This is a genomic window from Erwinia sp. E602, from assembly GCF_018141005.1.
In the GTDB taxonomy this organism is placed as follows: Bacteria; Pseudomonadota; Gammaproteobacteria; order Enterobacterales; family Enterobacteriaceae; genus Erwinia.
On record NZ_CP046582.1, the window covers coordinates 647,635 to 668,413 of the forward strand.

Annotated in this window: 19 protein-coding genes; 16 read left to right on the forward strand and 3 right to left on the reverse strand. The window is 62.1% G+C overall.

Annotation, left to right across the window (positions count from 1 at the left end; translation table 11 throughout):
- The first annotated feature begins 33 nt into the window (after positions 1-33).
- The 11 genes from cpdA (at position 34) to GKQ23_RS04420 (ending at position 10,459) form a co-directional block, all read left to right on the forward strand.
- Entirely contained in the window at positions 34-864 is an 831-nt protein-coding gene (cpdA, locus tag GKQ23_RS04370) for a 3',5'-cyclic-AMP phosphodiesterase (RefSeq protein WP_212409848.1), read from the forward strand.
- 3 nt (positions 865-867) lie between these two features.
- A complete protein-coding gene (gene yqiA, locus GKQ23_RS04375) occupies positions 868-1,449 on the forward strand; it encodes an esterase YqiA (RefSeq protein ID WP_056231439.1) in 582 nt (193 codons plus the stop codon).
- A 54-nt stretch (positions 1,450-1,503) separates the two neighbouring features.
- A complete protein-coding gene (parE, locus tag GKQ23_RS04380; protein ID WP_056231441.1) occupies positions 1,504-3,399 on the forward strand; it encodes a DNA topoisomerase IV subunit B in 1,896 nt (631 codons plus the stop codon).
- 388 nt (positions 3,400-3,787) lie between these two features.
- Positions 3,788-5,254, forward strand: a complete 1,467-nt coding sequence (locus GKQ23_RS04385) for an NAD(P)-binding domain-containing protein (RefSeq protein WP_212409849.1) — start codon at positions 3,788-3,790, stop codon at positions 5,252-5,254.
- Positions 5,251-5,733, forward strand: coding sequence for a hypothetical protein (locus tag GKQ23_RS04390; RefSeq protein WP_212409850.1), 483 nt, complete (start codon positions 5,251-5,253; stop codon positions 5,731-5,733). Before GKQ23_RS04385 ends, GKQ23_RS04390 begins: the two co-directional genes overlap by 4 nt.
- Positions 5,730-6,296, forward strand: a complete 567-nt coding sequence (locus GKQ23_RS04395; RefSeq protein WP_212409851.1) for a peroxidase-related enzyme — start codon at positions 5,730-5,732, stop codon at positions 6,294-6,296. The genes GKQ23_RS04390 and GKQ23_RS04395 overlap by 4 nt, the downstream gene beginning before the upstream one ends.
- A 17-nt stretch (positions 6,297-6,313) precedes the next feature.
- Complete coding sequence (locus tag GKQ23_RS04400) at positions 6,314-7,051, forward strand: amino acid ABC transporter ATP-binding protein (RefSeq protein ID WP_212409852.1); 738 nt, start codon at positions 6,314-6,316, stop codon at positions 7,049-7,051.
- A 20-nt stretch (positions 7,052-7,071) separates the two neighbouring features.
- The gene (locus GKQ23_RS04405; RefSeq protein ID WP_212409853.1) at positions 7,072-7,890 is read left to right on the forward strand and encodes a transporter substrate-binding domain-containing protein; all 819 of its coding nucleotides are present in this window, start codon (positions 7,072-7,074) and stop codon (positions 7,888-7,890) included.
- A gap of 86 nt (positions 7,891-7,976) precedes the next feature.
- On the forward strand, positions 7,977-8,666 hold the full coding sequence (locus GKQ23_RS04410) for an amino acid ABC transporter permease (RefSeq protein WP_199177656.1): 690 nt from the start codon (positions 7,977-7,979) through the stop codon (positions 8,664-8,666).
- A gap of 16 nt (positions 8,667-8,682) precedes the next feature.
- Positions 8,683-9,375, forward strand: coding sequence for an amino acid ABC transporter permease (locus tag GKQ23_RS04415; RefSeq protein ID WP_212409854.1), 693 nt, complete (start codon positions 8,683-8,685; stop codon positions 9,373-9,375).
- Positions 9,376-9,559: 184 nt separating this feature from the next.
- A complete protein-coding gene (locus GKQ23_RS04420; protein WP_212409855.1) occupies positions 9,560-10,459 on the forward strand; it encodes a LysR family transcriptional regulator in 900 nt (299 codons plus the stop codon).
- 204 nt (positions 10,460-10,663) lie between these two features.
- On the opposite strand, the gene GKQ23_RS04425 is transcribed toward GKQ23_RS04420, so the two are convergent.
- Positions 10,664-11,251: an NAD(P)H-dependent oxidoreductase gene (locus tag GKQ23_RS04425; protein ID WP_212409856.1), complete on the reverse strand. Its 588-nt coding sequence runs from the start codon at positions 11,249-11,251 to the stop codon at positions 10,664-10,666.
- A 422-nt stretch (positions 11,252-11,673) separates the two neighbouring features.
- On the opposite strand from GKQ23_RS04425, the gene GKQ23_RS04430 reads away from it, so the two are divergent.
- The 4 genes from GKQ23_RS04430 (at position 11,674) to ftsP (ending at position 17,413) form a co-directional block, all read left to right on the forward strand.
- A complete protein-coding gene (locus GKQ23_RS04430; protein ID WP_212409857.1) occupies positions 11,674-12,612 on the forward strand; it encodes an ROK family protein in 939 nt (312 codons plus the stop codon).
- Between the two features lie 162 nt (positions 12,613-12,774).
- Positions 12,775-15,045, forward strand: a complete 2,271-nt coding sequence (gene parC / locus GKQ23_RS04435; RefSeq protein WP_212409858.1) for a DNA topoisomerase IV subunit A — start codon at positions 12,775-12,777, stop codon at positions 15,043-15,045.
- Positions 15,046-15,152: 107 nt separating this feature from the next.
- Positions 15,153-15,890, forward strand: a complete 738-nt coding sequence (locus GKQ23_RS04440; protein WP_212409859.1) for a 1-acylglycerol-3-phosphate O-acyltransferase — start codon at positions 15,153-15,155, stop codon at positions 15,888-15,890.
- A gap of 107 nt (positions 15,891-15,997) precedes the next feature.
- Complete coding sequence (ftsP, locus tag GKQ23_RS04445; protein WP_212409860.1) at positions 15,998-17,413, forward strand: cell division protein FtsP; 1,416 nt, start codon at positions 15,998-16,000, stop codon at positions 17,411-17,413.
- Positions 17,414-17,586: 173 nt separating this feature from the next.
- On the opposite strand, the gene dkgA is transcribed toward ftsP, so the two are convergent.
- Entirely contained in the window at positions 17,587-18,411 is an 825-nt protein-coding gene (gene dkgA / locus GKQ23_RS04450; RefSeq protein ID WP_212409861.1) for a 2,5-didehydrogluconate reductase DkgA, read from the reverse strand.
- Between the two features lie 89 nt (positions 18,412-18,500).
- On the reverse strand, positions 18,501-19,658 hold the full coding sequence (gene yqhD / locus GKQ23_RS04455) for an alcohol dehydrogenase (protein ID WP_056231474.1): 1,158 nt from the start codon (positions 19,656-19,658) through the stop codon (positions 18,501-18,503).
- Positions 19,659-19,829: 171 nt separating this feature from the next.
- Between yqhD and GKQ23_RS04460 the strand changes: the two genes are divergently transcribed.
- On the forward strand, positions 19,830-20,729 hold the full coding sequence (locus GKQ23_RS04460; protein ID WP_056231477.1) for an AraC family transcriptional regulator: 900 nt from the start codon (positions 19,830-19,832) through the stop codon (positions 20,727-20,729).
- The last annotated feature ends 50 nt before the right edge of the window (positions 20,730-20,779 follow it).

Here is a 20,779-nt window from a genome sequence, read left to right on the forward strand (position 1 = left end):
CGACAGGTACGTCGGCAACCTTAAGGACTTTGATTGGAAAGCCTGTTAAAACTTCCTGTGGCGAGTGGGTCCAGAGTCAGGATTTTACAGATAACGGATACCCACCTTTTTGCAGGTAAACACGAAACGCTGCTGGGTGTGAACACCTGGGCCAGTTATGACGCCGTGCTGGATGCCATCGCTGAGCAGCAGCGTCATATCGACCTGATCGTCGCCACCGGCGACCTGGCGCAGGACCACTCCCCCGAAGCCTATCAGCACTTTGCTGAGGGCATTGCACGTCTGCCGGCACCTTGTGTCTGGCTGCCGGGCAACCACGATTTTCAGCCGGCAATGTTCAACACGCTGGCCGCCACCGCCAGCATCAACGATCAAAAACACGTGCTGCTGGGTGAACACTGGCAGGTCGTGCTGCTGGACAGCCAGGTGTTTGGCGTGCCGCACGGCGAACTGAGCGAGTACCAGCTGGAGTGGCTGGAGAGCGTGCTGGCCAGCGCACCCGAACGGCACGCGCTGGTGCTGTTGCATCACCATCCGCTGCCGTCCGGCTGCTCGTGGCTCGATCAGCACAGCCTGCGCAATCCGCATATGCTCGACTGCGTTTTACAGCGCTATCCGCTGGCAAAAAACCTGCTGTGTGGCCATATTCACCAGGAGCTGGACCTGATGTGGCACGGCCGTCGGGTGCTGACCTCACCGTCGACCTGCGTGCAGTTCAAGCCGCACTGTACCAACTTCACCATTGATGCGCTGCCGCCGGGCTGGCGCTGGCTGGATCTGTACGACGACGGCCGGCTGGAAACCGAGGTGGAGCGTCTGACCACCCAGCGGTTCAGCCCGGATCTCGACTCAGAAGGATACTGACCGATGGCCACGCTGCTCTACCTGCACGGCTTCAACAGTTCACCGCAGTCGGCCAAGGCCACGCAGTTCCGCGCATGGCTGGCCGCGCAGCATCCGGAGATCCGGCTGCGGGTGCCGCAGCTGCCGGCCTTTCCGGCCGACGCCGCGGCGCTGCTGGAGGAGCTGGTGCTGGAGTCGGCAGGTGAGCCATTAGGCTTAATCGGCTCCTCGCTGGGCGGCTACTACGCCACCTGGCTGTCGCAGTGCTTCACCGTGCCGGCGGTGGTGGTCAACCCTGCCGTGCGGCCGTTTGAGCTGCTGGCGGATTTCCTGGGCGAGAACCAGAACCCGTACACCGGTCAGCAATATGTGTTAGAGTCTCGCCATATTTACGATCTAAAAGTGATGCAGGTCGACCCGTTAGAGTCACCGGATTTACTCTGGTTGCTGCAACAAACGGGAGATGAAGTGCTCGACTACCGTCAGGCTCTGGACTACTACAGCGCCTGCCGCCAGACGGTTGAAGAGGGCGGAAATCATGCTTTTATCGGATTCGAACGTCACTTCCCCGCCATACTCGACTTCCTGGGATTATCCCACCAGTGAGCCGAACCGGGAGAGGGGCAATCATTTTTAGCCACCACCAATCAGATTCATACAATGACTCAGTCCAGCTATAACGCTGATTCCATTGAGGTTCTCAGCGGCCTTGAACCCGTGCGTCGCCGCCCGGGTATGTACACCGACACCGCGCGCCCTAACCACTTAGGCCAGGAAGTGATCGACAACAGCGTGGATGAAGCGCTGGCCGGTCACGCCAAACGCATAGAGGTGATTCTGCACGCCGACCAGTCGCTGGAAGTGATCGACGACGGGCGCGGCATGCCGGTGGATATCCACCCCGAAGAGGGCGTGCCGGCCGTTGAGCTGATTTTCTGCCGCCTGCACGCCGGCGGCAAGTTCTCCAACAAAAACTATCAGTTCTCCGGCGGCCTGCACGGCGTGGGCATCTCGGTGGTCAACGCCCTGTCGCGCCGCGTGGAAGTGACCGTGCGCCGCAACGGCGAAGTCTATGAGATGGCGTTTGAGAACGGTGACAAGGTGCAGGAACTTGCCGTCACCGGCACGGTGGGCAAGCGCAACACCGGCACCCGCGTGCGGTTCTGGCCGGACGTCTCCTTCTTTGACAGCCCGCGCTTCTCCGTCTCGCGCCTTAAGCACCTGCTGAAGGCCAAGGCGGTGCTCTGCCCGGGCGTTGAGATCGTCTTTAAAGACCACGTTAATAACACCGAGCAGAGCTGGTGCTACGCCGACGGCCTGACCGACTACCTGATGGAGGCGGTCAACGGCCTGCCGCTGCTGCCGGAAAAACCGTTCGTCGGCGCCTTCGCCGGTGATGTGGAAGCGGTGGACTGGGCGCTGCTGTGGCTGCCGGAAGGCGGCGAACTGCTGACCGAAAGCTACGTTAACCTGATCCCGACCATGCAGGGCGGCACCCACGTCAACGGCCTCCGCCAGGGGCTGCTGGACGCGATGCGTGAGTTCTGTGAATTCCGTAATATCCTGCCGCGCGGCGTCAAGCTGTCGGCCGAGGATATCTGGGACCGCTGCGCCTACGTGCTGTCGGTGAAGATGCAGGATCCGCAGTTTGCCGGCCAGACCAAAGAGCGACTCTCTTCCCGTCAGTGTGCGGCCTTCGTCTCCGGCGTGGTGAAAGACGCCTTCAGCCTGTGGCTGAACCAGAATATCCAGATTGCCGAGATGCTGGCGGAGCTGGCGATCTCCAGCGCCCAGCGCCGCATGCGTGCGGCGAAAAAGGTGGTGCGTAAAAAGCTCACCAGCGGCCCGGCGCTGCCCGGCAAGCTGGCAGACTGCTCCGCTCAGGATCTCAACCGCACCGAGCTGTTCCTGGTGGAAGGGGACTCGGCGGGCGGATCGGCCAAGCAGGCGCGCGATCGTGAATATCAGGCGATCATGCCGCTGAAGGGCAAGATCCTCAACACCTGGGAGGTGTCGTCAGACGAAGTGCTGGCCTCGCAGGAGGTGCACGATATCTCGGTGGCGATCGGCATCGATCCCGACAGCGAAGACCTCAGCCAGCTGCGTTACGGCAAAATCTGCATCCTCGCCGACGCCGACTCGGACGGCCTGCATATCGCCACGCTGCTCTGCGCGCTGTTTGTGCGCCACTTCCGCAGCCTGGTGAAAAACGGCCACGTCTACGTGGCGATGCCGCCGCTCTACCGCATCGATTTGGGTAAAGAGGTCTGGTACGCGCTGGATGAGGAAGAGAAGGCCGGCATTCTCGAACAGCTTAAGCGTAAGAAGGGCAAACCGGGCGTGCAGCGCTTTAAAGGCCTCGGCGAAATGAACCCGCTGCAGCTGCGCGAAACCACCCTCGACCCGAACACCCGCCGCCTGGTGCAGCTGACCATCGGCGACGACGACGTCGATCAGACCATGGCGGTGATGGATATGCTGCTGGCCAAGAAGCGCTCCGAAGACCGCCGCAACTGGCTGCAGGAGAAAGGCGACACGGCGGAGATCGAAGTGTAAAACCGCGGGCGCACAGCGCAGCCGGCGGCTCTGTCTGTCCGGCTGCGCTGTGATACCTTTATATCCCGCTAACGTCCTGTTCTCTTCGCGTCACCCACCGTTCCCGCACCCAGTCTCCTGCTAAAACAGCGAACTCCCTTACCCGGTATCATCTCCGTCGGCCGTAAATTTCATGGGTTATAACAATTTCTGCATAGCATATAACAAATCCATTGATTGAAATCCGGGCAGCCGCATTGACTCCTTTCCGGGCGCGGAGGATTATGCGAACCTTGTTCTTTACTATGCATTAACCGGATGATTGCGCATTTAACATGCTTAGTCCTGATGATAGTAATGTTTTGTTACTCAGGCTTCCGCTGCGCGGAGGCCCGCCAGGGAAATCGTTATGTCACATCCTGTCCCTTTGTCCGCAGCTGACGGCCTCACCGCGCTCGAGGCCCGCCTGCGCGAGGATCTTTCGCTGCTGGAACTGCCCGCTAAATCCTGGGTGCCATCCCGGGAATACCAGGGGCTGCCGGTGCGCGACGTGGTGGTGATCGGCGGTGGCATGTGCGGCCTGGCGGCCACGGCGAAGCTGTTGCTGACCGGCATCGACAACGTTGTCGCCTATGACGCCGCCCCGGCCGGGCAGGAAGGGCCGTGGGTGACCTTCGCGCGCATGGAGACCCTGCGGTCGCCGAAAACCCTGCACGGCCCGGCGCTGGGCCTGCCCGCGCTAACCTTCCGCGCCTGGTTTACCGCGCAGTGGGGCGCTGAAGCCTGGCAGGCGCTGGATAAAATTCCGAAAGCGCAGTGGATGGATTACCTCGTCTGGTATCGCCACGTGCTGCAGCTGCCGGTGCGCAACGGCGTGCATATGACCGCCATCAGCCAGGCCGACGATCTGATCGCCATCGACCTCAACGGTGCCGAAACCGGGCGGGTTTATACCCGCCGGCTGGTGCTGGCCACCGGCCGCTCCGGGCTCGGCGGCTTTGCGGTGCCGGACTTTTTGCAGGGCGTGGATCGCCGCCTGTGGGCGCACTCCGCCGATGAAATTGATTTCGCCGCGCTGCAGGGCAAACGCGTGGCGGTGATCGGTGCCGGTGCGTCGTCAATGGATAACGCGGCGACCGCGCTGGAAGCCGGTGCCGGCCAGGTGGATCTGCTGATCCGCCGTCGTGAGATGCCGCGCATCAACAAAATGACCGGCATCGGCAGTCAGGGCGTGGTGCACGGCATGCACCCGCTGGACGACGCGTGGAAGTGGCGGTTTGTTGACTACACCAGCAGCACCCAGACGCCACCGCCGCGCTCTTCAACGCTGCGCGTCTCACGCCACGCCAACGCGCGCTTCTTCCTCGACTGCGGCATCAACGCGGTGCGTGAAGAGACCGGTGGCCTGCTGATCGACACGACTCAGGGCGGGCTGCGCTACGACTACCTGATCGCCGCTACCGGCTTTACCAACGACTTTAACGGCCGCCCGGAGTTCGCCGCCATCGCGCCTTATATCCGCAGCTGGGCAGATGGCCGCTACCGGCCGGAAATGGGCGCACCGCGCCCGGCGATGCTGGCCGCGCCGGACCTCGGCCCGGCGTTTGAATTCCGCGAAAAAGCGCCGGGCAGCTGTCCGCTGCTGGCAAAAATCCACTGTTTTAACGACGCGGCGATGCTGAGCCACGGCAAAGTTTCCGGCGATATTCCGGCGGTCAGCGCCGGAGCCGATCGCCTGGTGCGCGGCATTGCCGCCTCGCTGTTTGCCGAAGACGTCGCGACCCATTACGCCAGCCTGCAGGCCTTCGATACCCCGGAGCTGCTGGGCGATGAGTGGGTGGACTCCACCCCCGAACTTAAGGAGAACGCGTTGTGAGCGACGCTATCGATCGGGCCGCTGGCCTGACCCCGGAGGATGCGCTGTACCACACCCGCCGCCTGCGGCCGGTGTTTGTTGACGGTGCCGAGCAGTGCCGCCAGTCGGTGCTGCTGCCGCAGGATGGCCTTGGCCTGAGCGCGGCACTGCGCCTGGCGCTGGCCCGGCGTATCGCTGCGCTGAACGACGATGCGGCGCTGGTGGCGGACTTTGACGCGCAGCTGGCACAGCAGCAGCCGGACGCCGCGCTGCTGGCGCTGGCCGCCGGGGAAACCCCGGCCGATGCACTGCTGGCCACGCTGGCGCGCCACGTCGACCGGGTGACCCTGACCCCTGCCCACGCTCAGGCCAGCGATATCCGTCTGCTGGAGCAGGCCGGGCTGAGCAACCCGCAGATTGTGGCGCTCTCCGAGCTGGTCGCCTTTGTCAATTTCCAGACCCGTATTGCCGCCGGTCTGCGCCTGATGAGGTCCGTATGATCCCGCTGATTAGCCTCAAGCCGCTGAGCTGGCACCCGCACATCGCGCCGCTGGATCTGAATGACGCCACCCCCGCGCAGCTGGAGGCGATGAAGGTAACGCCGTCGAACAAAAAGGTCTCCGACTACGTGCGCACGCTGGCGCACGATCCGGAAAGTTACGTGGCGCGCACCGTGCTGTTTAACGCGATTATGTACGTCGACGGCGGGCTGGATCGCGCCGACCGCGAGCTGGGCGCGCTGGGCGCGTCGATGGTCAACGGCTGCACCTACTGCGCCGTGGTCCACGCCCGGCGTCATGCCCAGCTGACCGACAGCCAGGCGGTGATCAGCGCGCTGTACTTTGACCGTGCGGAAACCCTTGGCCCGCGTGACGCCGCGATCTGGCAGTTTGCCCGCGCGCTCTCGGTCACCCCTTCAGCGGCGACGGCGGAACATATCGCCGCGCTGCGCGCCGTCGGACTGGACGAGGCGGAGATCGTCGATCTGATCCACGCCATCGCCATTTTCGGCTGGGCCAACCGCCTGATGCACGTTCTCGGTCATGCCGGGATCGAAAAATAACCAGGAGCCACCTGCACATGCTCGAACTCAATAACATCAAGCTGGCCTACGGCAGCAACGAAATCCTGAAAGGCGTCGACCTGTCGGTGCAACGCGGCGACGTGGTGTCGATTATCGGGCCGAGCGGCACCGGAAAAACCACGCTGCTGCGCTGCATCAACTACCTGGCAAAACCGGCCTCCGGCACCATCGCGCTGGATCAGATCCGCATGGACTATCAGGCACCGGATAACGCGGCGATCCAGGCGATCCGCCTGCGCACCGCGATGGTGTTCCAGCAGTTCAATGTGTTCCGCAATATGACGGTACTGGAAAACGTGATGGACCCGCTGGTGGTGGTGCAGCGCAAGTCGAAGCAGGAGGCCCGCGAGATCGCGGTGCAGGAGCTGGAGCGCGTGGGCCTGTCGGCCAAACTCGACCACTATCCTTCCCAGCTCTCCGGCGGCCAGCTGCAGCGCACCGGCATCGCCCGCGCGCTGGCGGTACGTCCGGACGTGATGTTATTCGACGAACCCACTTCATCGCTTGACCCGGAACTGGTGGGGGAAGTGCTGAAGGTGATTAAAGACGTGGCCTCATCGGGGATAACCTCGCTGCTGGTCACCCATGAGATGCAGTTCGCCAAAAGCATCTCTAACCGCATCGTGTTTATGGATCAGGGCATTGTGGCGGCCGAGGGCAGCCCGGCAGAGATGTTCGAGCGCCCGGCTACGCCACGCCTTGCCCAGTTTCTTAACGCTGAACACGTCATCTGATCATGAAAGGAAACCGAGACATGCCAATCACTTTCGCTTTGCGTCGTCTGGCTCTGCCTGGCGCCGTTGCCCTGACCCTGCTGACCGCCGGTCTCGCCCACGCGGCGGAGGCGGTTCGCACCATTAAAATCGCAACCGCTGCCGAATCCAAACCGCTCTCCTGGGGCGCGATTGGTCACGAACCGGAAGGCTACGAGCCGGACGTGCTGCGCGCGATCAACGCTAAACTGCCGCAGTACAAATTTGTGCTGGAAGGCGCGGCGGATATCGCCCAGGAGACCGGCCTGGTGACCGGCAAATATGATGCGGCCACCGGCGGTTATTACAGAAACCCGGCCCGCAGCAGGCAGTTCCTGATCCCTGACAGCCCGCTCGGTGCCAGCCTGATGAAGATCTACAGCCGCAGCGACAGCAACATCAACGGCATGAAGGATCTGGTCGGTAAAAACATCGTGCCGGTGACCGCCGGCGGCGGGGTCTACAAGTTTGTCACCCAGTGGCAGCAGGAGAACCCGAGCGACAAGGTGACCATCAAAGCCTCCAGCGCCGGTATCCCTTACCCGGACCGCCTGAAGGAAGTGCAGAACGGCAAATATGACGCGCTGATCCTGCCGTCTAATCTGGGCGAGCAGACGGTAATCGATAACCAGAAGCTGAGCATTAAAGCCAGCGAGCCGGTCTCGATCAACAACACCTATGTGCTGATCCACCGCGATGATGAGAATCAGGCGCTGAATGACGATATCGCTAAGGCGCTGAAAGAGCTCAGAGAAGATGGCACGCTGGATAAGCTGTCGCAGAAGTGGTTCGGCGAAGACGTAGTTAAGTACATCAAGTAACGGATTTACCGCTGGCCGCTGCTGAGCCGGCCAGCGGGCAAAGCTGAACTGCCATTGAGGAGTGTTTCACCGTGCATCTTTCGACCATGATCCCCGAACTGCTCTCGGCTTTGCCGTTGACGCTGGCGATAATGTTTGTCGCCCTGATCGTCGGTTTTGGGCTGGCGCTGCTCGCCACCACCCTGCGCGTGCGCCGCGTGCTGCTGCTCAGCCAGCTGGCCGATCTGTACGTCTCCTACGCGCGCAGCGTCCCGGTGGTGCTGCAGCTGTTTGTCGCCTACTACGGCCTGCCGCTGGTGGCCGGTCTGTTTGGCATAAAAGATTTCTTCTCAGCAGAGGTGGCGTCGATGGTCGGGCTGAGCCTGTACCACGGCGGCTACCTCTCTGAAGTAATACGTCCTGCCTGGCTGGCGGTCGAGCGCGGCCAGCACGATGCCGCCGACAGCCTCGGCTACCCGCTGCGCCATAAAATCCGCCGCGTTATCGGCCCGCAGGCGCTGCATATTGCGCTGCCCGGCTACGGGAATGCGGTGATCTACCTGATCCACAACGTGGCGCTGGTGATGTATATCGGCGCGGCCGACGTGATGGCCACCGCGCACCTGATTATGGAGCGCGACTACAACCAGTATCAGTTTGGCACCTACCTGGTGCTGGCCGTGCTCTACTCGCTGCTGTGCCTGGCAGCGTGGCTGGTGGTGCGCTTCTTCGAAGCGCGTCAGGGGAAATACACCCGCGAAGGGGCGGCGAAGGTTAAATTCACCGCCAGCGTCTGACTAAGAGAGTAAGACTATGTTTGATACCGATGTGTTGCTGCCGGACTTTCTGAGCATTCTTGACGCCGTACCGGTAACGCTGCTGATGGCGGTGACCATTTTCCTGCTCTCCACGCTGCTGGGCGGGCTGTTTGCGCTGATAGAGCACAAGCGCATCCCGCTGCTGCGTCAGTTGGTCATCGGCTACAAGGTGGTCTTCAAAGGCGTGCCGATGGTGATCGTCATCTTCCTCGCCTACTACGGCCTGCCGCCGGCGCTGCACTTTATCGCCGGGGTGCTCAGCGTCGAGGTTAACGCCCACTCGCTGCCGAACTGGGTGATTGTGATTGTGGCGCTGACCGCCTGCGTGGCGGCGTTTCAGGCCGAGGTGGTAAAAGGGGCGCTGAACGCCTTTGACAGCGGGCAGGCCGATGCCGCGCATTCGCTGGGCTACAGCGGCTGGCAGCTGTTTCGCCGGGTGCTGTTCCCGCAGATTATCGTTTCGGCGATCCCCGATCTCGCCAACGCATTTATGGTGATCATGAAGGCGCTGTCGCTGGCCTTCGCCATCGAGGTGGTCGATATCTTCGCCCAGGCGCAGCTGACCGCCGCGCTGAACTTCTACTACCTGGAAGCCTTCCTGGTGGCGGTGGTGTTCTACATGGTGATTGCCTGGGTAGTGACCAGGGCGGCCGATAAAATCGAGGCGCGGCTGCGGGTGCGTACCTGATCGCAGCCGGGCGCCGTAGCGGGTGCGCACCTGGCCGCGAACGCAACGCGGCGGCTACGCACCCCATCGCAACCAGAGCGTGGCGGCCGTGGTGCTGCTGTATGGCTGAGCGGGATGAGATGGGTTACTTCGCGCGGTGAATAGGGTTTAATAGCGGGCAACTGCCCGCTATCAGGATTTCCGTGTGAAAATCACCCTTGAAGAGCTGCGTGCCTGGCTGGCGGTGGTCGACTGCGGTTCGATCACCGCCGCCGCCGAACAGCTGAACCAGACCACCTCCGGCATCAGCCGCGCCATCAGCCGGCTGGAGAACAAGCTGCAGACCACGCTGCTGCAGCGCACCACCCGGCGGCTGGTTCTCACCGACGAAGGGCAGCTGTTTCTGCAGCATGCCCGCCAGATCCTCGATGCCGTTGAGGTGGCGGAAGAGGCCGTTACCCGGCGGCAGGAAACCCCCTCCGGCCATCTGCGCATCAACGCCGCAATGCCGTTTATGCTGCACGTTATCGTGCCGCTGGTGGATGAATTTTCCCGCCGCTATCCGCAGATTACCCTCGAACTGAACACCGACGAGCTGAATATCGATCTGCTGGAGCAGCAGACCGATATCGCCATCCGCATTGGGGAACTGCGCGACTCAACCTTACATGCACGTTTTCTTGGTCGCAGCCGTCTGCAGCTGATGGCCAGCCCGGCCTATCTGGCCCGCCACGGCGCACCGCAGAGTGTGGCGGAACTGGCGCAGCACCGGCTGCTGGGGTTCAGCTACCCGGAGCAGCTTAACCGCTGGCCGGTGGATGACGAAAACGGCGAGCCGCTGCATATCACCCCGACGATTGCCACCTCCAGCGGCGAAACCCAGCGGCTGCTGGCGGTGCACGGGCAGGGAATTGTGCGCATCTCGCACTACCTCAGCCGGGAGGATCAGGCGGCCGGCCGGCTGGTACCGCTGCTGGAAGCCGAAACGAAACAACTCAGCCACCCGATCCATGCGGTCTACTACCGCAACAGCGCGCTCTCGACCCGCATTCGCTGCTTCCTCGATTTTCTTAGCGAACAGCTGACGGAGAAGCAGCTGCTGTAGTCAAAGAGCGATCTATCCGACAGCGACATCAGAAATTACGGGCAATCGGGTGTATCCGGGTTAGCGGACCGTCGGCGGCCAGGGATGGCCGCCGACGAGCGCACATGGATGTGTTTATAGCGTGTCCGCGTTCCGGATACACCCGATACGCCGGGCATCTGGACTGGCAGCGACAGAAGTCCGACGCAAGCCTTACGGCCGGGATTAAGCCTGACCGAATACGGCCGCCAGATGCGTACGCCAGCGGGCGATATCGCCTTCGATGTCCGGCTGCTTGATGACGTCGTTGCAGATAAAGGTCGGCAGACCGTGCATACCGAGGAACTGGTTAGCCTTATGGAAGTGCAGGTACACGCCGTCCACGCCCACCCCTTCAAAGAACTGTTCCGGGTCGGTAAACGCCTGCAGCGGCGCGTTCCAGGTCAGCGACAGCAGGTAGCTTTTGCCCTGCAGCAGGCCGCCGGAACCGTACTTCTTCGCCGCGTCGGAGCGGGTGCGGCCGTCGCTGGCGTACAGTTTGCCGTGGCCTTCGGTAAACACCTCATCAATATACTTTTTCAGCGTCCACGGCTCGCCCATCCACCAGCCGGGCATCTGATAGATCACCGTGTCTGCGGCGAGGTATTTTTCGATTTCATCGGCGACCACGTAGCCGTCGTCCACCACGGTGACCTCTACGTCGTGCCCGGCGTCGCGCAGGAAGCTGGCGGCCACGCCGGTCAGGGTATGGTTCAGTTCGCCTTTGGAGTGGGCGAAGGTTTTACCAGCATCAAGGATCAGAATTTTGCTCATGGGGTTGCTCTCGGTTCATGAAGTTGACGCCATTCTAGCCGGGCAGCCGCAGCGGAAAAATGCGTGGATGATCACAACATTATTGACTGGACGGCAACAATGATCGGCAAAACCGGGCTGAATCTGACGTGTAAAACGGAGATGACAATGGGTGGGACAACAAAAGAGGTGCGTCCTGCTGAGACAGGCTGTTGGCAGCAAGGGGAGTACCGCTGAGGCTTAACGCAATTTAACGTGTCATTTTTTCGTGCTGTTCGTACTCGCTGTGCTAATAATTGGCTCAGTCGTTTTTTCTAAAGCTGATTTTTAACAGCGGCTTACTATGTTCAGCAGTTTCATCAATCATCCCGAAAACCACAGCAGAATATCGGCTCATTGCGGATGCTGGCACGGGATAACAGGGAAAAGGATAAAGGGGCGAAATGAACAATCACCTGGAGAAGGTCTGGCTGACGATTGATATCGGCGGAACCCGGTTAAAGTACGGCGTGTTTAATCAACAGGGCGAGATCATCGAAAAGCACTCGCGGGCCACACAGAGTGACTCGCTGGCGGCGTTTCTGGCGGATTTCTATGCCGGGATTGACAGCCTGGCGTACCGCTTCAGCGGCATCGGCATCAGCTGCCCCGGCGCTATCGATCCGCTGAATCAGGTGATCTATGAAGGCGGCGCGCTGCGCTTTCTGCACGGCGTGCGCCTCGGTGAGCTGCTTAACGCACGTTATAACCTGCCGGTAGCGATCGAAAATGACGGCAAAATCGTGGCCTGTGCCGAACAGTACGGCGGCAGTCTGCAGGGGGTGGCAGACGGAGTGGCGATCACGCTCGGCACCGGGGTGGGCGGCGGCATTATCCTTAACCATCAGCTGCGCAGCGGTAACCACTTCCGCGCCGGCGAGCTGAGCTTTATCGTCAGCCGCTTCACCGCCGGTGACGTGCGCTGGGCAGGCCAGCTGGCCTCGGCGGTCAACACCATCAAAGCGATCAACCAGGTCAAAGACCATGCTGACCTGACCGACGGCGAGACGGCGCTGCGCTATGTTAACGACGGTGACCCGCAGGCGCGGGCGATTTTTGATGACTTCTGTCGTGAGGTTGCCCGGCTGTTGTTCAACCTGCACAGCACGCTGGACGTGCAGAAAATCGTCATTGGCGGCGGCATCAGCGCGCAGCCGGTGCTGCTGGAGCGCGTGCGCCACCACTTTGCTCAGCTGGTCGCTGAGAGCCGTCAGTTTGGTGACTTCCCGTTCCCGGAAATTGACCGCTGCCACTATCAGAACGATGCCGCGCTGTACGGTGCCTTCTTTAAGCTAACCCGGCAGGCTGACCCCGCGCTCACGGCGTCGCAGGCCGCTGGCTGAGCCGCGGCTGCGTGGGTGAAAGTCGTATGGGTTCTGCGCCACAAACCCGGCGGTTATCGGTGCAGAGCCCCGGCGAATAAGGTACTATCCTCGCCAAACAAGGCTTGTGTGGCACGCAACCCGCTGTAAGCACTAACGCCCGGATGTGAGGAAAACAGATACATGAGCGACTTGACGCAGGACGGCGCAGAGCGCCTTGCCCTGCATAAATTTACGGAAAACGCCTATCTCAACTACTCCATGTACGTGATCATGGACAGGGCGCTTCCCTATATTGGCGATGGCCTCAAGCCGGTTCAGCGCCGCATCGTCTATGCCATGTCTGAGCTGGGGCTGAACAACAGCGCAAAATTTAAGAAGTCGGCGCGTACCGTCGGTGACGTGCTGGGTAAATATCACCCGCACGGCGACAGCGCCTGCTACGAAGCGATGGTGCTGATGGCGCAGCCGTTCTCCTACCGCTACCCGCTGGTAGACGGTCAGGGCAACTGGGGTGCGCCGGATGACCCGAAATCCTTCGCCGCCATGCGTTATACCGAGTCACGCCTGTCGAAATACGCCGAAGTGCTGCTTGGCGAGCTGGGGCAGGGCACGGTTGACTATATTCCAAACTTCGACGGCACCATGCAGGAGCCGAAGATGCTGCCGGCGCGGCTGCCGAATATTCTGCTGAACGGCACCACCGGCATCGCGGTCGGCATGGCCACCGACATCCCACCGCACAACCTGCGCGAAGTGGCGAAAGCGGCGATGGCGCTGATCGACAGCCCGAAAACCACGCTGGATGAGCTGCTGGATATCGTGCAGGGGCCGGACTACCCGACCGAAGCGGAAATCATTACCCCGCGCAGCGAAATCCGCAAAATTTACCAGAGCGGGCGCGGATCGGTGCGCATGCGCGCGGTGTGGAAGCGTGAGGATGGCGATGTGGTGATCACCGCGCTGCCGCACCAGGTCTCCGGCGCGCGCGTGCTGGAACAGATCGCGGCGCAGATGCGCAATAAAAAGCTGCCGATGGTCGAAGACCTGCGCGACGAATCCAACCACGAAAACCCGACCCGCCTGGTGATCGTGCCGCGTTCTAACCGCGTCGATATGGATCAGGTGATGAACCACCTGTTTGCCACCACCGACCTGGAGCGCAGCTACCGCATTAACCTGAATATGATCGGGCTGGATAACCGTCCGGCGGTGAAAAACCTGCTGGAGATCCTCAGCGAGTGGCTGGTCTATCGCCGTGATACGGTGCGCCGCCGCCTCAACTACCGGCTGGAGAAGGTTGAGAAGCGTCTGCATATCCTGGAAGGCTTGCTGAAGGCATTCCTCAATATCGACGAGGTGATCCATATCATCCGCAGCGAGGATGAACCGAAGCCGGTACTGATGTCGCGCTTCGAACTGTCGGAAACTCAGGCGGAAGCAATCCTCGAGCTGAAACTGCGCCACCTGGCGAAGCTGGAAGAGATGAAGATCCGCGGCGAGCAGGCCGAGCTGGAAAAAGAGCGTGATTACCTGCTGGGCGTACTCGGCTCCGAACGTAAGATGAACACGCTGCTGAAGAAAGAGCTGCAGGCCGACAGCGACGCCTACGGTGACGATCGTCGTTCTCCGCTGCGCGAGCGCGAAGAGGCGAAAGCGATCAGCGAAACCGAGCTGGTACCGTCAGAGCCGGTAACCATCGTGCTGTCACAGATGGGCTGGGTGCGCAGCGCCAAGGGCCACGATATCGACCCGACCGGCCTCAGCTATAAGGCCGGCGACACCTTCCTTGCCGCCGCGCGCGGCAAGAGCAATCAGCCGGTGGTGTTTATCGACTCCACCGGCCGCAGCTACGCGCTGGACGCGGTTACGCTGCCGTCCGCGCGCGGCCAGGGCGAGCCGCTGACCGGCAAGCTGACGCCGCCACCGGGTGCGGTGATGGAGCAGGTGCTGATGGCGCCAGACGAGCAGAAGCTGCTGATGGCCTCGGATGCCGGCTACGGCTTCGTCTGTACCTTCAGCGACCTGGTATCGCGCAACCGCGCCGGTAAGGCGCTGCTGGCGCTGCCGCAAAACGCGCGGGTGATGAATCCGCAGGCGATTAACGGCGACGAGCTGCTGCTGGCAATCACCGCCGCCGGCCGCATGCTGATGTTCCCGGTGGCCGATCTGCCGCAGCTGGCGAAAGGCAAGGGCAACAAAATTGTCTCAATCCCTTCGGCGGAAGCGGCCTCCGGTGAGGACAGGCTGGCCTGGCTGCTGCTGCTGACGCCGGAAAATGCCATCACCCTGCACGTCGGCAAGCGCAAGCTGACGCTGAAGCCGGCTGACCTGCAGAAGTTCCGCGCCGAGCGCGGCCGCCGTGGCACCCTGCTGCCGCGTGGCCTGCAGCGTATTGACCGCGTGGACGTTGACGGGCCGGCGCGTCCCGCCCGAGACGACAGCGAAGAGTAACCCCGTGATTGCCGGCTGACGTTAGCGCCAGCCGGTATTTAATTCGCGACGTGCCTGCCGCCGTGGCCCGCCGCAATATGCTGTCCGCAAGCCATTATGAGGTCATTATGCTGTCTGTTTTACGTATCATCGTGGTGGTGATTTACTCCATCCTGGTGTGTGTATTTGGTTCGATCTGGTGCCTGTTCAGCCCGCGCAATCCGCGTCACGTGGCGACCTTTGGCCATCTGTTTGCCCGCCTGGCACCGGTGCTGGGCCTGAAGGTGGAACACCGTAAACCGCAGGGTGCAGAAAATTTCCCCAATGCGATCTACATCTGTAACCACCAGAACAACTTTGACATGGTCACCGCCGCCGGTATCGTGCAGCCGACCACCGTCACCGTTGGTAAGAAGAGCCTGCTGTGGGTACCGCTGTTTGGCCCGCTCTACTGGCTGACCGGCAACCTGCTGATCGACCGCGAAAACCGCGCCAGCGCCCACGGCACCATCGGTGAGCTGGTGGCGCAGTTTCAGAAGAAAAAGATCTCCTTCTGGATGTTCCCGGAAGGCACCCGCAGCCGCGGGCGCGGCCTGCTGCCGTTTAAAACCGGTGCCTTCCACGCCGCCGTGGCGGCGGGGGTGCCGATTATTCCGGTGGTGGTCTCCAACACCCACGATAAAGTGAAATTTAACCGGCTGAATAATGGTCTGGTAATTATCGAAATGCTGCCGCCGGTGGACGTGAAGGCGTTTGAAGGTCAGTCGGTGCGCAAGCTGGCCACCCACTGCCGCGAGCTGATGTCGGCTAAACTCGACGAGCTTAACGCCGAAGTCGCCGCGCGCGAGGCGGCCGGCACCCGCTAGGGTCAGCGCGCCCTCACGCAGGCTATCGGCCGCAGGCGCGCCGGGTGCAAATCGGGAAAATGGATTATGGCCGCTCCGGCGGCTGTTTTTTGGCTAACGGAGTGGTTATGTCTTTCAGTCGTCGTCAGTTTATTCAGGCCTCCGGCCTGGCACTCGCCGCCTCGGCGCTGCCGTTCAGCGCCCGCGCCGCCGGGCAGGGCACGCCGTTGCCGGTACCGCCGCTGATTGAATCAAAGCGCGGGCAGCCGCTGTTCCTGACCCTGCAGCGCAGCCACTGGTCGTTTACCGGCGGCAGCAAAGCGCAGGTGTGGGGCATTAACGGGCTGTACCTCGGCCCGACGGTGCGGGTGTGGAGCGGCGATGATGTGAAGATCATCTACAGCAACCGGCTGAATGAGCCGGTGTCGATGACCGTCAGCGGCCTGCAGGTGCCCGGCGCGCTGATGGGCGGCGCGGCGCGGCTGATGTCGCCCGGCGTGGACTGGGCGCCGGTGATCCCGATTCGCCAGGCCGCCGCCACCTGCTGGTATCACGCCAACACCCCTGGCCACATGGCGCCGCACGTCTATAGCGGGCTGGCGGGCATGTGGCTGGTCGAAGATCAAGTCAGTAAGGCCTTACCAATCCCTAACCACTACGGCGTCGATGATTTCCCGCTGATTATCCAGGATAAGCGGCTGGATAACTTCGGCGCGCCGGAGTACGACCCGCCCTCGTCGGGTGGGCTGGTCGGCGATACGCTGCTGGTTAACGGCGTGCAGAACCCTTACGTTGAGGTCTCCCGTGGCTGGGTGCGTCTGCGCCTGCTCAACGCCTCTAACGCCCGCCGTTATCAGCTGCGCATCAGCGACGGCAGGCCATTTAACGTCATCGCCAGCGATCAGGGCTTCCTGCCCGCGCCGGTGGCGGTGCAGCAGCTGTCGCTGGCCCCCGGCGAGCGGCGCGAAGTGCTGGTGGATATGTCGCAGGGCGATGAGGTGTCGATTACCGCCGGTGAAGCCGCCGGGCTGGTGGATCGGCTGCGCGGTTTCTTTGAGCCGTCGAGCATCCTGACCTCCACGCTGATTCTGAACCTGCGTCCCACCGGGCTGCTGCCGCTGGTCACCGACAACCTGCCGATGCGGCTGCTGGCGGATCAGATGATTGAGGGCAGCGTCAGCCGCACCCGTGAATTCCGCCTCGGGGATGATACCGCCGGGATTAACGGCGCGGTGTGGGACGTGAACCGCACTGACGTGCAGGCCCAGCAGGGCAGCTTTGAGCGTTGGATGGTGCACGCCGATACGCCGCAGGCGTTCCATATTCAGGGGGTGATGTTCCTGATCAAACGGGTTAACGGCGCGCAGCCGATGGCGGAAGATCGCGGCTGGAAAGATACGGTGTGGATTGACGGCGATGTGGAGCTGTTTGTCACCTTTACCCAGCCCTCCTCTGAGCACTTCCCGTTCCTCTACTACAGCCAGACGCTGGAGATGGCCGATCGCGGCAGCGCCGGGCAGATGGTGGTGCAGCAGACGCTGTAAACCGTTATCGGGCGCAGGGCAGGTGAGCGTATCGCAGGCGATATCAGCCGTCGCTTACCCCTGGCAGCGCCAGGCGCTTAAGAAGTGGCGCAGGCCATTTAGCGCTGGCAGGGCTGTTCAGGATAAAGGCGGAGCCGTTTTCGGCCCCGCCTTTTTCTTTAAGCCGGAGCGGCTTAGTTCAGCTCTTCCGGGTCCGGCCCCAGCCGGTTGCCGCTGTCCAGCGCGGCAATTTCGCTCATCTCTGATTTTTCCAGACGGAAGTCGAACACGGCGAAGTTCTCGGCGATGCGCGACGGCGTGACCGATTTCGGGATCACCACCAGGCCGCTGTCGAGGTGCCAGCGGATGACGATCTGCGCGGCGGTTTTGTCATACTTCTGCGCCAGCCGTTTGATCACCTCCTGCTCAAACACGCCTTTGCCGCCCTGTGCCAGCGGGCTCCACGACTCGGTCTGGATCTGATGCAGCGCGTTCCACGCGTGCAGCGTGCGCTGCTGCAGCATCGGGTGCAGCTCGATCTGGTTAACCACCGGGCTGACGCCGGTCTCCTCGATCAGCCGTTTCAGGTGCGGTTCATTAAAGTTACAGACGCCGATGCTTTTGGTCAGCCCCTGCTCCTGCAGCCTGATCATCTGCTGCCAGGCCTGCACGTAGCTATCCTTTTGCGGGCAGGGCCAGTGCATCAGATAAAGATCGACGCTCGGCAGCTGCAGTTTTTTCAGGCTGGTTTCCAGCGCCCGTTCGGCGTTGAGCTGGTCATCGTTCCACAGTTTGGTAGTGACAAAGATGTCGTCGCGCGCCACGTCGGTCTCCTGCAGCGCCTGGCCGATACCCTCCTCATTTTTATAGATGGCGGCGGTATCAATCGAACGGTAGCCCACCTGCAGCGCGGCGACGGCCGCCTGGCGCGCTTCATCAATGCTGGCCTGCCACACGCCCAGCCCAAGCTGGGGAATGTGGTTGCCGTCGTGCAGTTTAATGATCGGTTGCTCTGCCATACAGTCTCCTTAGCGATAGCGGAAAAACCGGCGCATCGGCACCGGTCAATAGCGGTAAGTCTAGCCGAAAAGGCAAAAACCGGCGGGGATTAGCGTGCGTCGAGGTAGATCTGTCTGCTGACCGCCAGCGTAATGTCCTGGCGCTCGCCCAGCGCCGTCAGCCCTTTCTGCTCCAGTTTCAACAGCAGCTGCGGGATTGACGAGCCGTCAAGCTGGTAGTCCGCCATGCGCGTGGCGAGGCCCATCCGTTCGAAGAAGTCGCGGGTGGCGGCGATCGCGCCGTCGATACGCTGCTGCTCGTCGCCGTCCTCCAGCCCCCAGATGCGCGAAGCAAACTGCAGCAGCTTTTCACGCTTGCCTTCGCGCTGGATGTTCAGCAGCGACGGCAGCACGATGGCCAGCGTCTGCGCGTGATCGATGCCGTGCAACGCGGTCAGCTCGTGACCGAGCATATGGGTAGCCCAGTCCTGCGGCACGCCGGCGGCGATCAGCCCGTTGAGCGCCAGCGTTGCCGTCCACATAATATTGGCGCGCACGGCGTAGTTCTCCGGCTCGGCCAGCGCACGCGGCCCCTCTTCCAGCAGCGTCAGCAGCAGGCCTTCCGCAAAGCGATCCTGCACCCGTGCGTCGACCGGATACGTCAGATACTGCTCGACGATGTGCACAAAGGCGTCGACCACGCCGTTGGCAATCTGCACCGGCGGCAGGCTGTAAGTGTATTCCGGGTCGAGGATGGCAAAGCGTGGATAGAGCAGGTTGTTGCGGAACGACTGCTTATCCTGGGTAGCGCGGCGGGTGATCACCGCGCTGCGGTTGGCTTCGGAACCGGTGGCTGGCAGGGTCAGCACCGAGCCAACCGGTAACGCTTCGCGGATCTCCGCGCCGCCGGTCTGCAGAATGTGCCACGGGTCCTGCGGATAAAACGCCGCGGCGGCGATAAACTTGGTGCCGTCCAGCACCGAACCGCCGCCTACCGCCAGCAGGAAGGTGATTTTCTCGCGCTGCACCTGCGCCACCGCCAGCATCAGCGTTTCATAGCTCGGGTTCGGTTCAATGCCGCCAAATTCGCTGACCTCAAAACCGGCCAGCGCCTGATAAACCTGGTCCAGCACGCCGTTGCGCTTAACGCTGCCGCCGCCCCAGGTAATCAGTACCCGGCTGCCGGCGGGGATCTCGGCGGCCAGCTGGGCGACCTGGCCCCGGCCAAACAGAATGCGGGTGGGGTTGTGCAGGGTGAAATTGTTCATGGCAGGGGATCCAAATCGCTGAAGGGAGAAAAGGGTTGGCTTCATTCTGCGCAGCGCCCGCCGTTTGCTCAATGCACATTTCTGCCTGTTTCTTGCCTGATCCTCCAAAGTGCTGGAGAAACAGAGAGCGTGAGGCGATGATGCAGGGCGACATATTCAGCGGAGAGAGCAATGGACAGAGTGGCAATCTGTGAACGGCTGGCGCGCCAGGTCACCGGGCTGGTCAGCGGTAAACCTGGGGCGGTGGCGGCGGTGCCCGGCATCAGCCTGATCCACGCTGACCGCTACCGGGCCAGGCAGCCGGTGATGTATCAGCCGGCGATCGTCATTCTGTTTCAGGGGCAGAAAACCGGCTACCTCGGTAACAGCGTGTTTCAGTACGATGCCACTAAGTACCTGATGCTGACGGTGCCGCTGCCGTTTGAGTGTGAAACCTTTGCCAGCCCGGAACGTCCGCTGGCCGGGTTGTCGCTGCGGGTGGACGCGCTGGGGCTGCAGGATCTGCTGATCGACATCGGTGACGATGACGGCTTCCAGCCGGTGCCGCAGTCGAGCGGCATCCACTCGGCGCTGCTGACCGAAGAGATGCTCTGCGCCACCGAACGGCTGCTGGACGTGATGACCCGCCCGCGCGATGCCCGGGTGCTCGGCCCCGGGATCGTGCGCGAAATCCTCTACCACGTGTTGCAGGGGCCGTGCGGCGGGGCGCTGCTGGCGCTGGTGAGCCGCCAGACGCAGCTCAGCCAGATCGCCCGCTCGCTGCGGCGCATTGAGCACCACTTTGCCGACAGCCTGAGCGTCGATCTGCTGGCGGCGGAGGCCAATATGAGCGTCTCGGCGTTTCACCACAACTTCAAGGCGGTGACCAGCACCTCGCCGCTGCAGTATCTGAAGAGTTACCGCCTGCACCAGGCGCGGATGATGATGCTGCAGGAGGGGATGAAGGCCAGCGTGGCGGCGATGAAGGTCGGCTATGAGAGCGCGTCGCAGTTTTCCCGCGAGTTTAAGCGCTACTTTGGCGTCACGCCGGGTGAAGAGATGGCGCGTATGCGCCAGAGTGCGGCGTTATAACGCCGGGCAGCGGCAGGGCCTGCCGGCGAGCGTTAGCACGGTGGCCAGCC

Bases quoted from the DNA above. Each gene is read 5' to 3' on its own strand.
- yqiA (WP_056231439.1), top strand. From the start codon at position 868: ATGGCCACGCTGCTCTACCTGCACGGCTTCAACAGTTCACCGCAGTCG.
- parE (WP_056231441.1), top strand. From the start codon at position 1,504: ATGACTCAGTCCAGCTATAACGCTGATTCCATTGAGGTTCTCAGCGGC.
- GKQ23_RS04385 (WP_212409849.1), top strand. From the start codon at position 3,788: ATGTCACATCCTGTCCCTTTGTCCGCAGCTGACGGCCTCACCGCGCTC.
- GKQ23_RS04395 (WP_212409851.1), top strand. From the start codon at position 5,730: ATGATCCCGCTGATTAGCCTCAAGCCGCTGAGCTGGCACCCGCACATC.
- GKQ23_RS04400 (WP_212409852.1), top strand. From the start codon at position 6,314: ATGCTCGAACTCAATAACATCAAGCTGGCCTACGGCAGCAACGAAATC.
- GKQ23_RS04405 (WP_212409853.1), top strand. From the start codon at position 7,072: ATGCCAATCACTTTCGCTTTGCGTCGTCTGGCTCTGCCTGGCGCCGTT.
- GKQ23_RS04410 (WP_199177656.1), top strand. From the start codon at position 7,977: ATGATCCCCGAACTGCTCTCGGCTTTGCCGTTGACGCTGGCGATAATG.
- GKQ23_RS04415 (WP_212409854.1), top strand. From the start codon at position 8,683: ATGTTTGATACCGATGTGTTGCTGCCGGACTTTCTGAGCATTCTTGAC.
- GKQ23_RS04425 (WP_212409856.1), bottom strand. From the start codon at position 11,251: ATGAGCAAAATTCTGATCCTTGATGCTGGTAAAACCTTCGCCCACTCC.
- GKQ23_RS04430 (WP_212409857.1), top strand. From the start codon at position 11,674: ATGAACAATCACCTGGAGAAGGTCTGGCTGACGATTGATATCGGCGGA.
- parC (WP_212409858.1), top strand. From the start codon at position 12,775: ATGAGCGACTTGACGCAGGACGGCGCAGAGCGCCTTGCCCTGCATAAA.
- GKQ23_RS04440 (WP_212409859.1), top strand. From the start codon at position 15,153: ATGCTGTCTGTTTTACGTATCATCGTGGTGGTGATTTACTCCATCCTG.
- ftsP (WP_212409860.1), top strand. From the start codon at position 15,998: ATGTCTTTCAGTCGTCGTCAGTTTATTCAGGCCTCCGGCCTGGCACTC.
- dkgA (WP_212409861.1), bottom strand. From the start codon at position 18,411: ATGGCAGAGCAACCGATCATTAAACTGCACGACGGCAACCACATTCCC.
- yqhD (WP_056231474.1), bottom strand. From the start codon at position 19,658: ATGAACAATTTCACCCTGCACAACCCCACCCGCATTCTGTTTGGCCGG.
- GKQ23_RS04460 (WP_056231477.1), top strand. From the start codon at position 19,830: ATGGACAGAGTGGCAATCTGTGAACGGCTGGCGCGCCAGGTCACCGGG.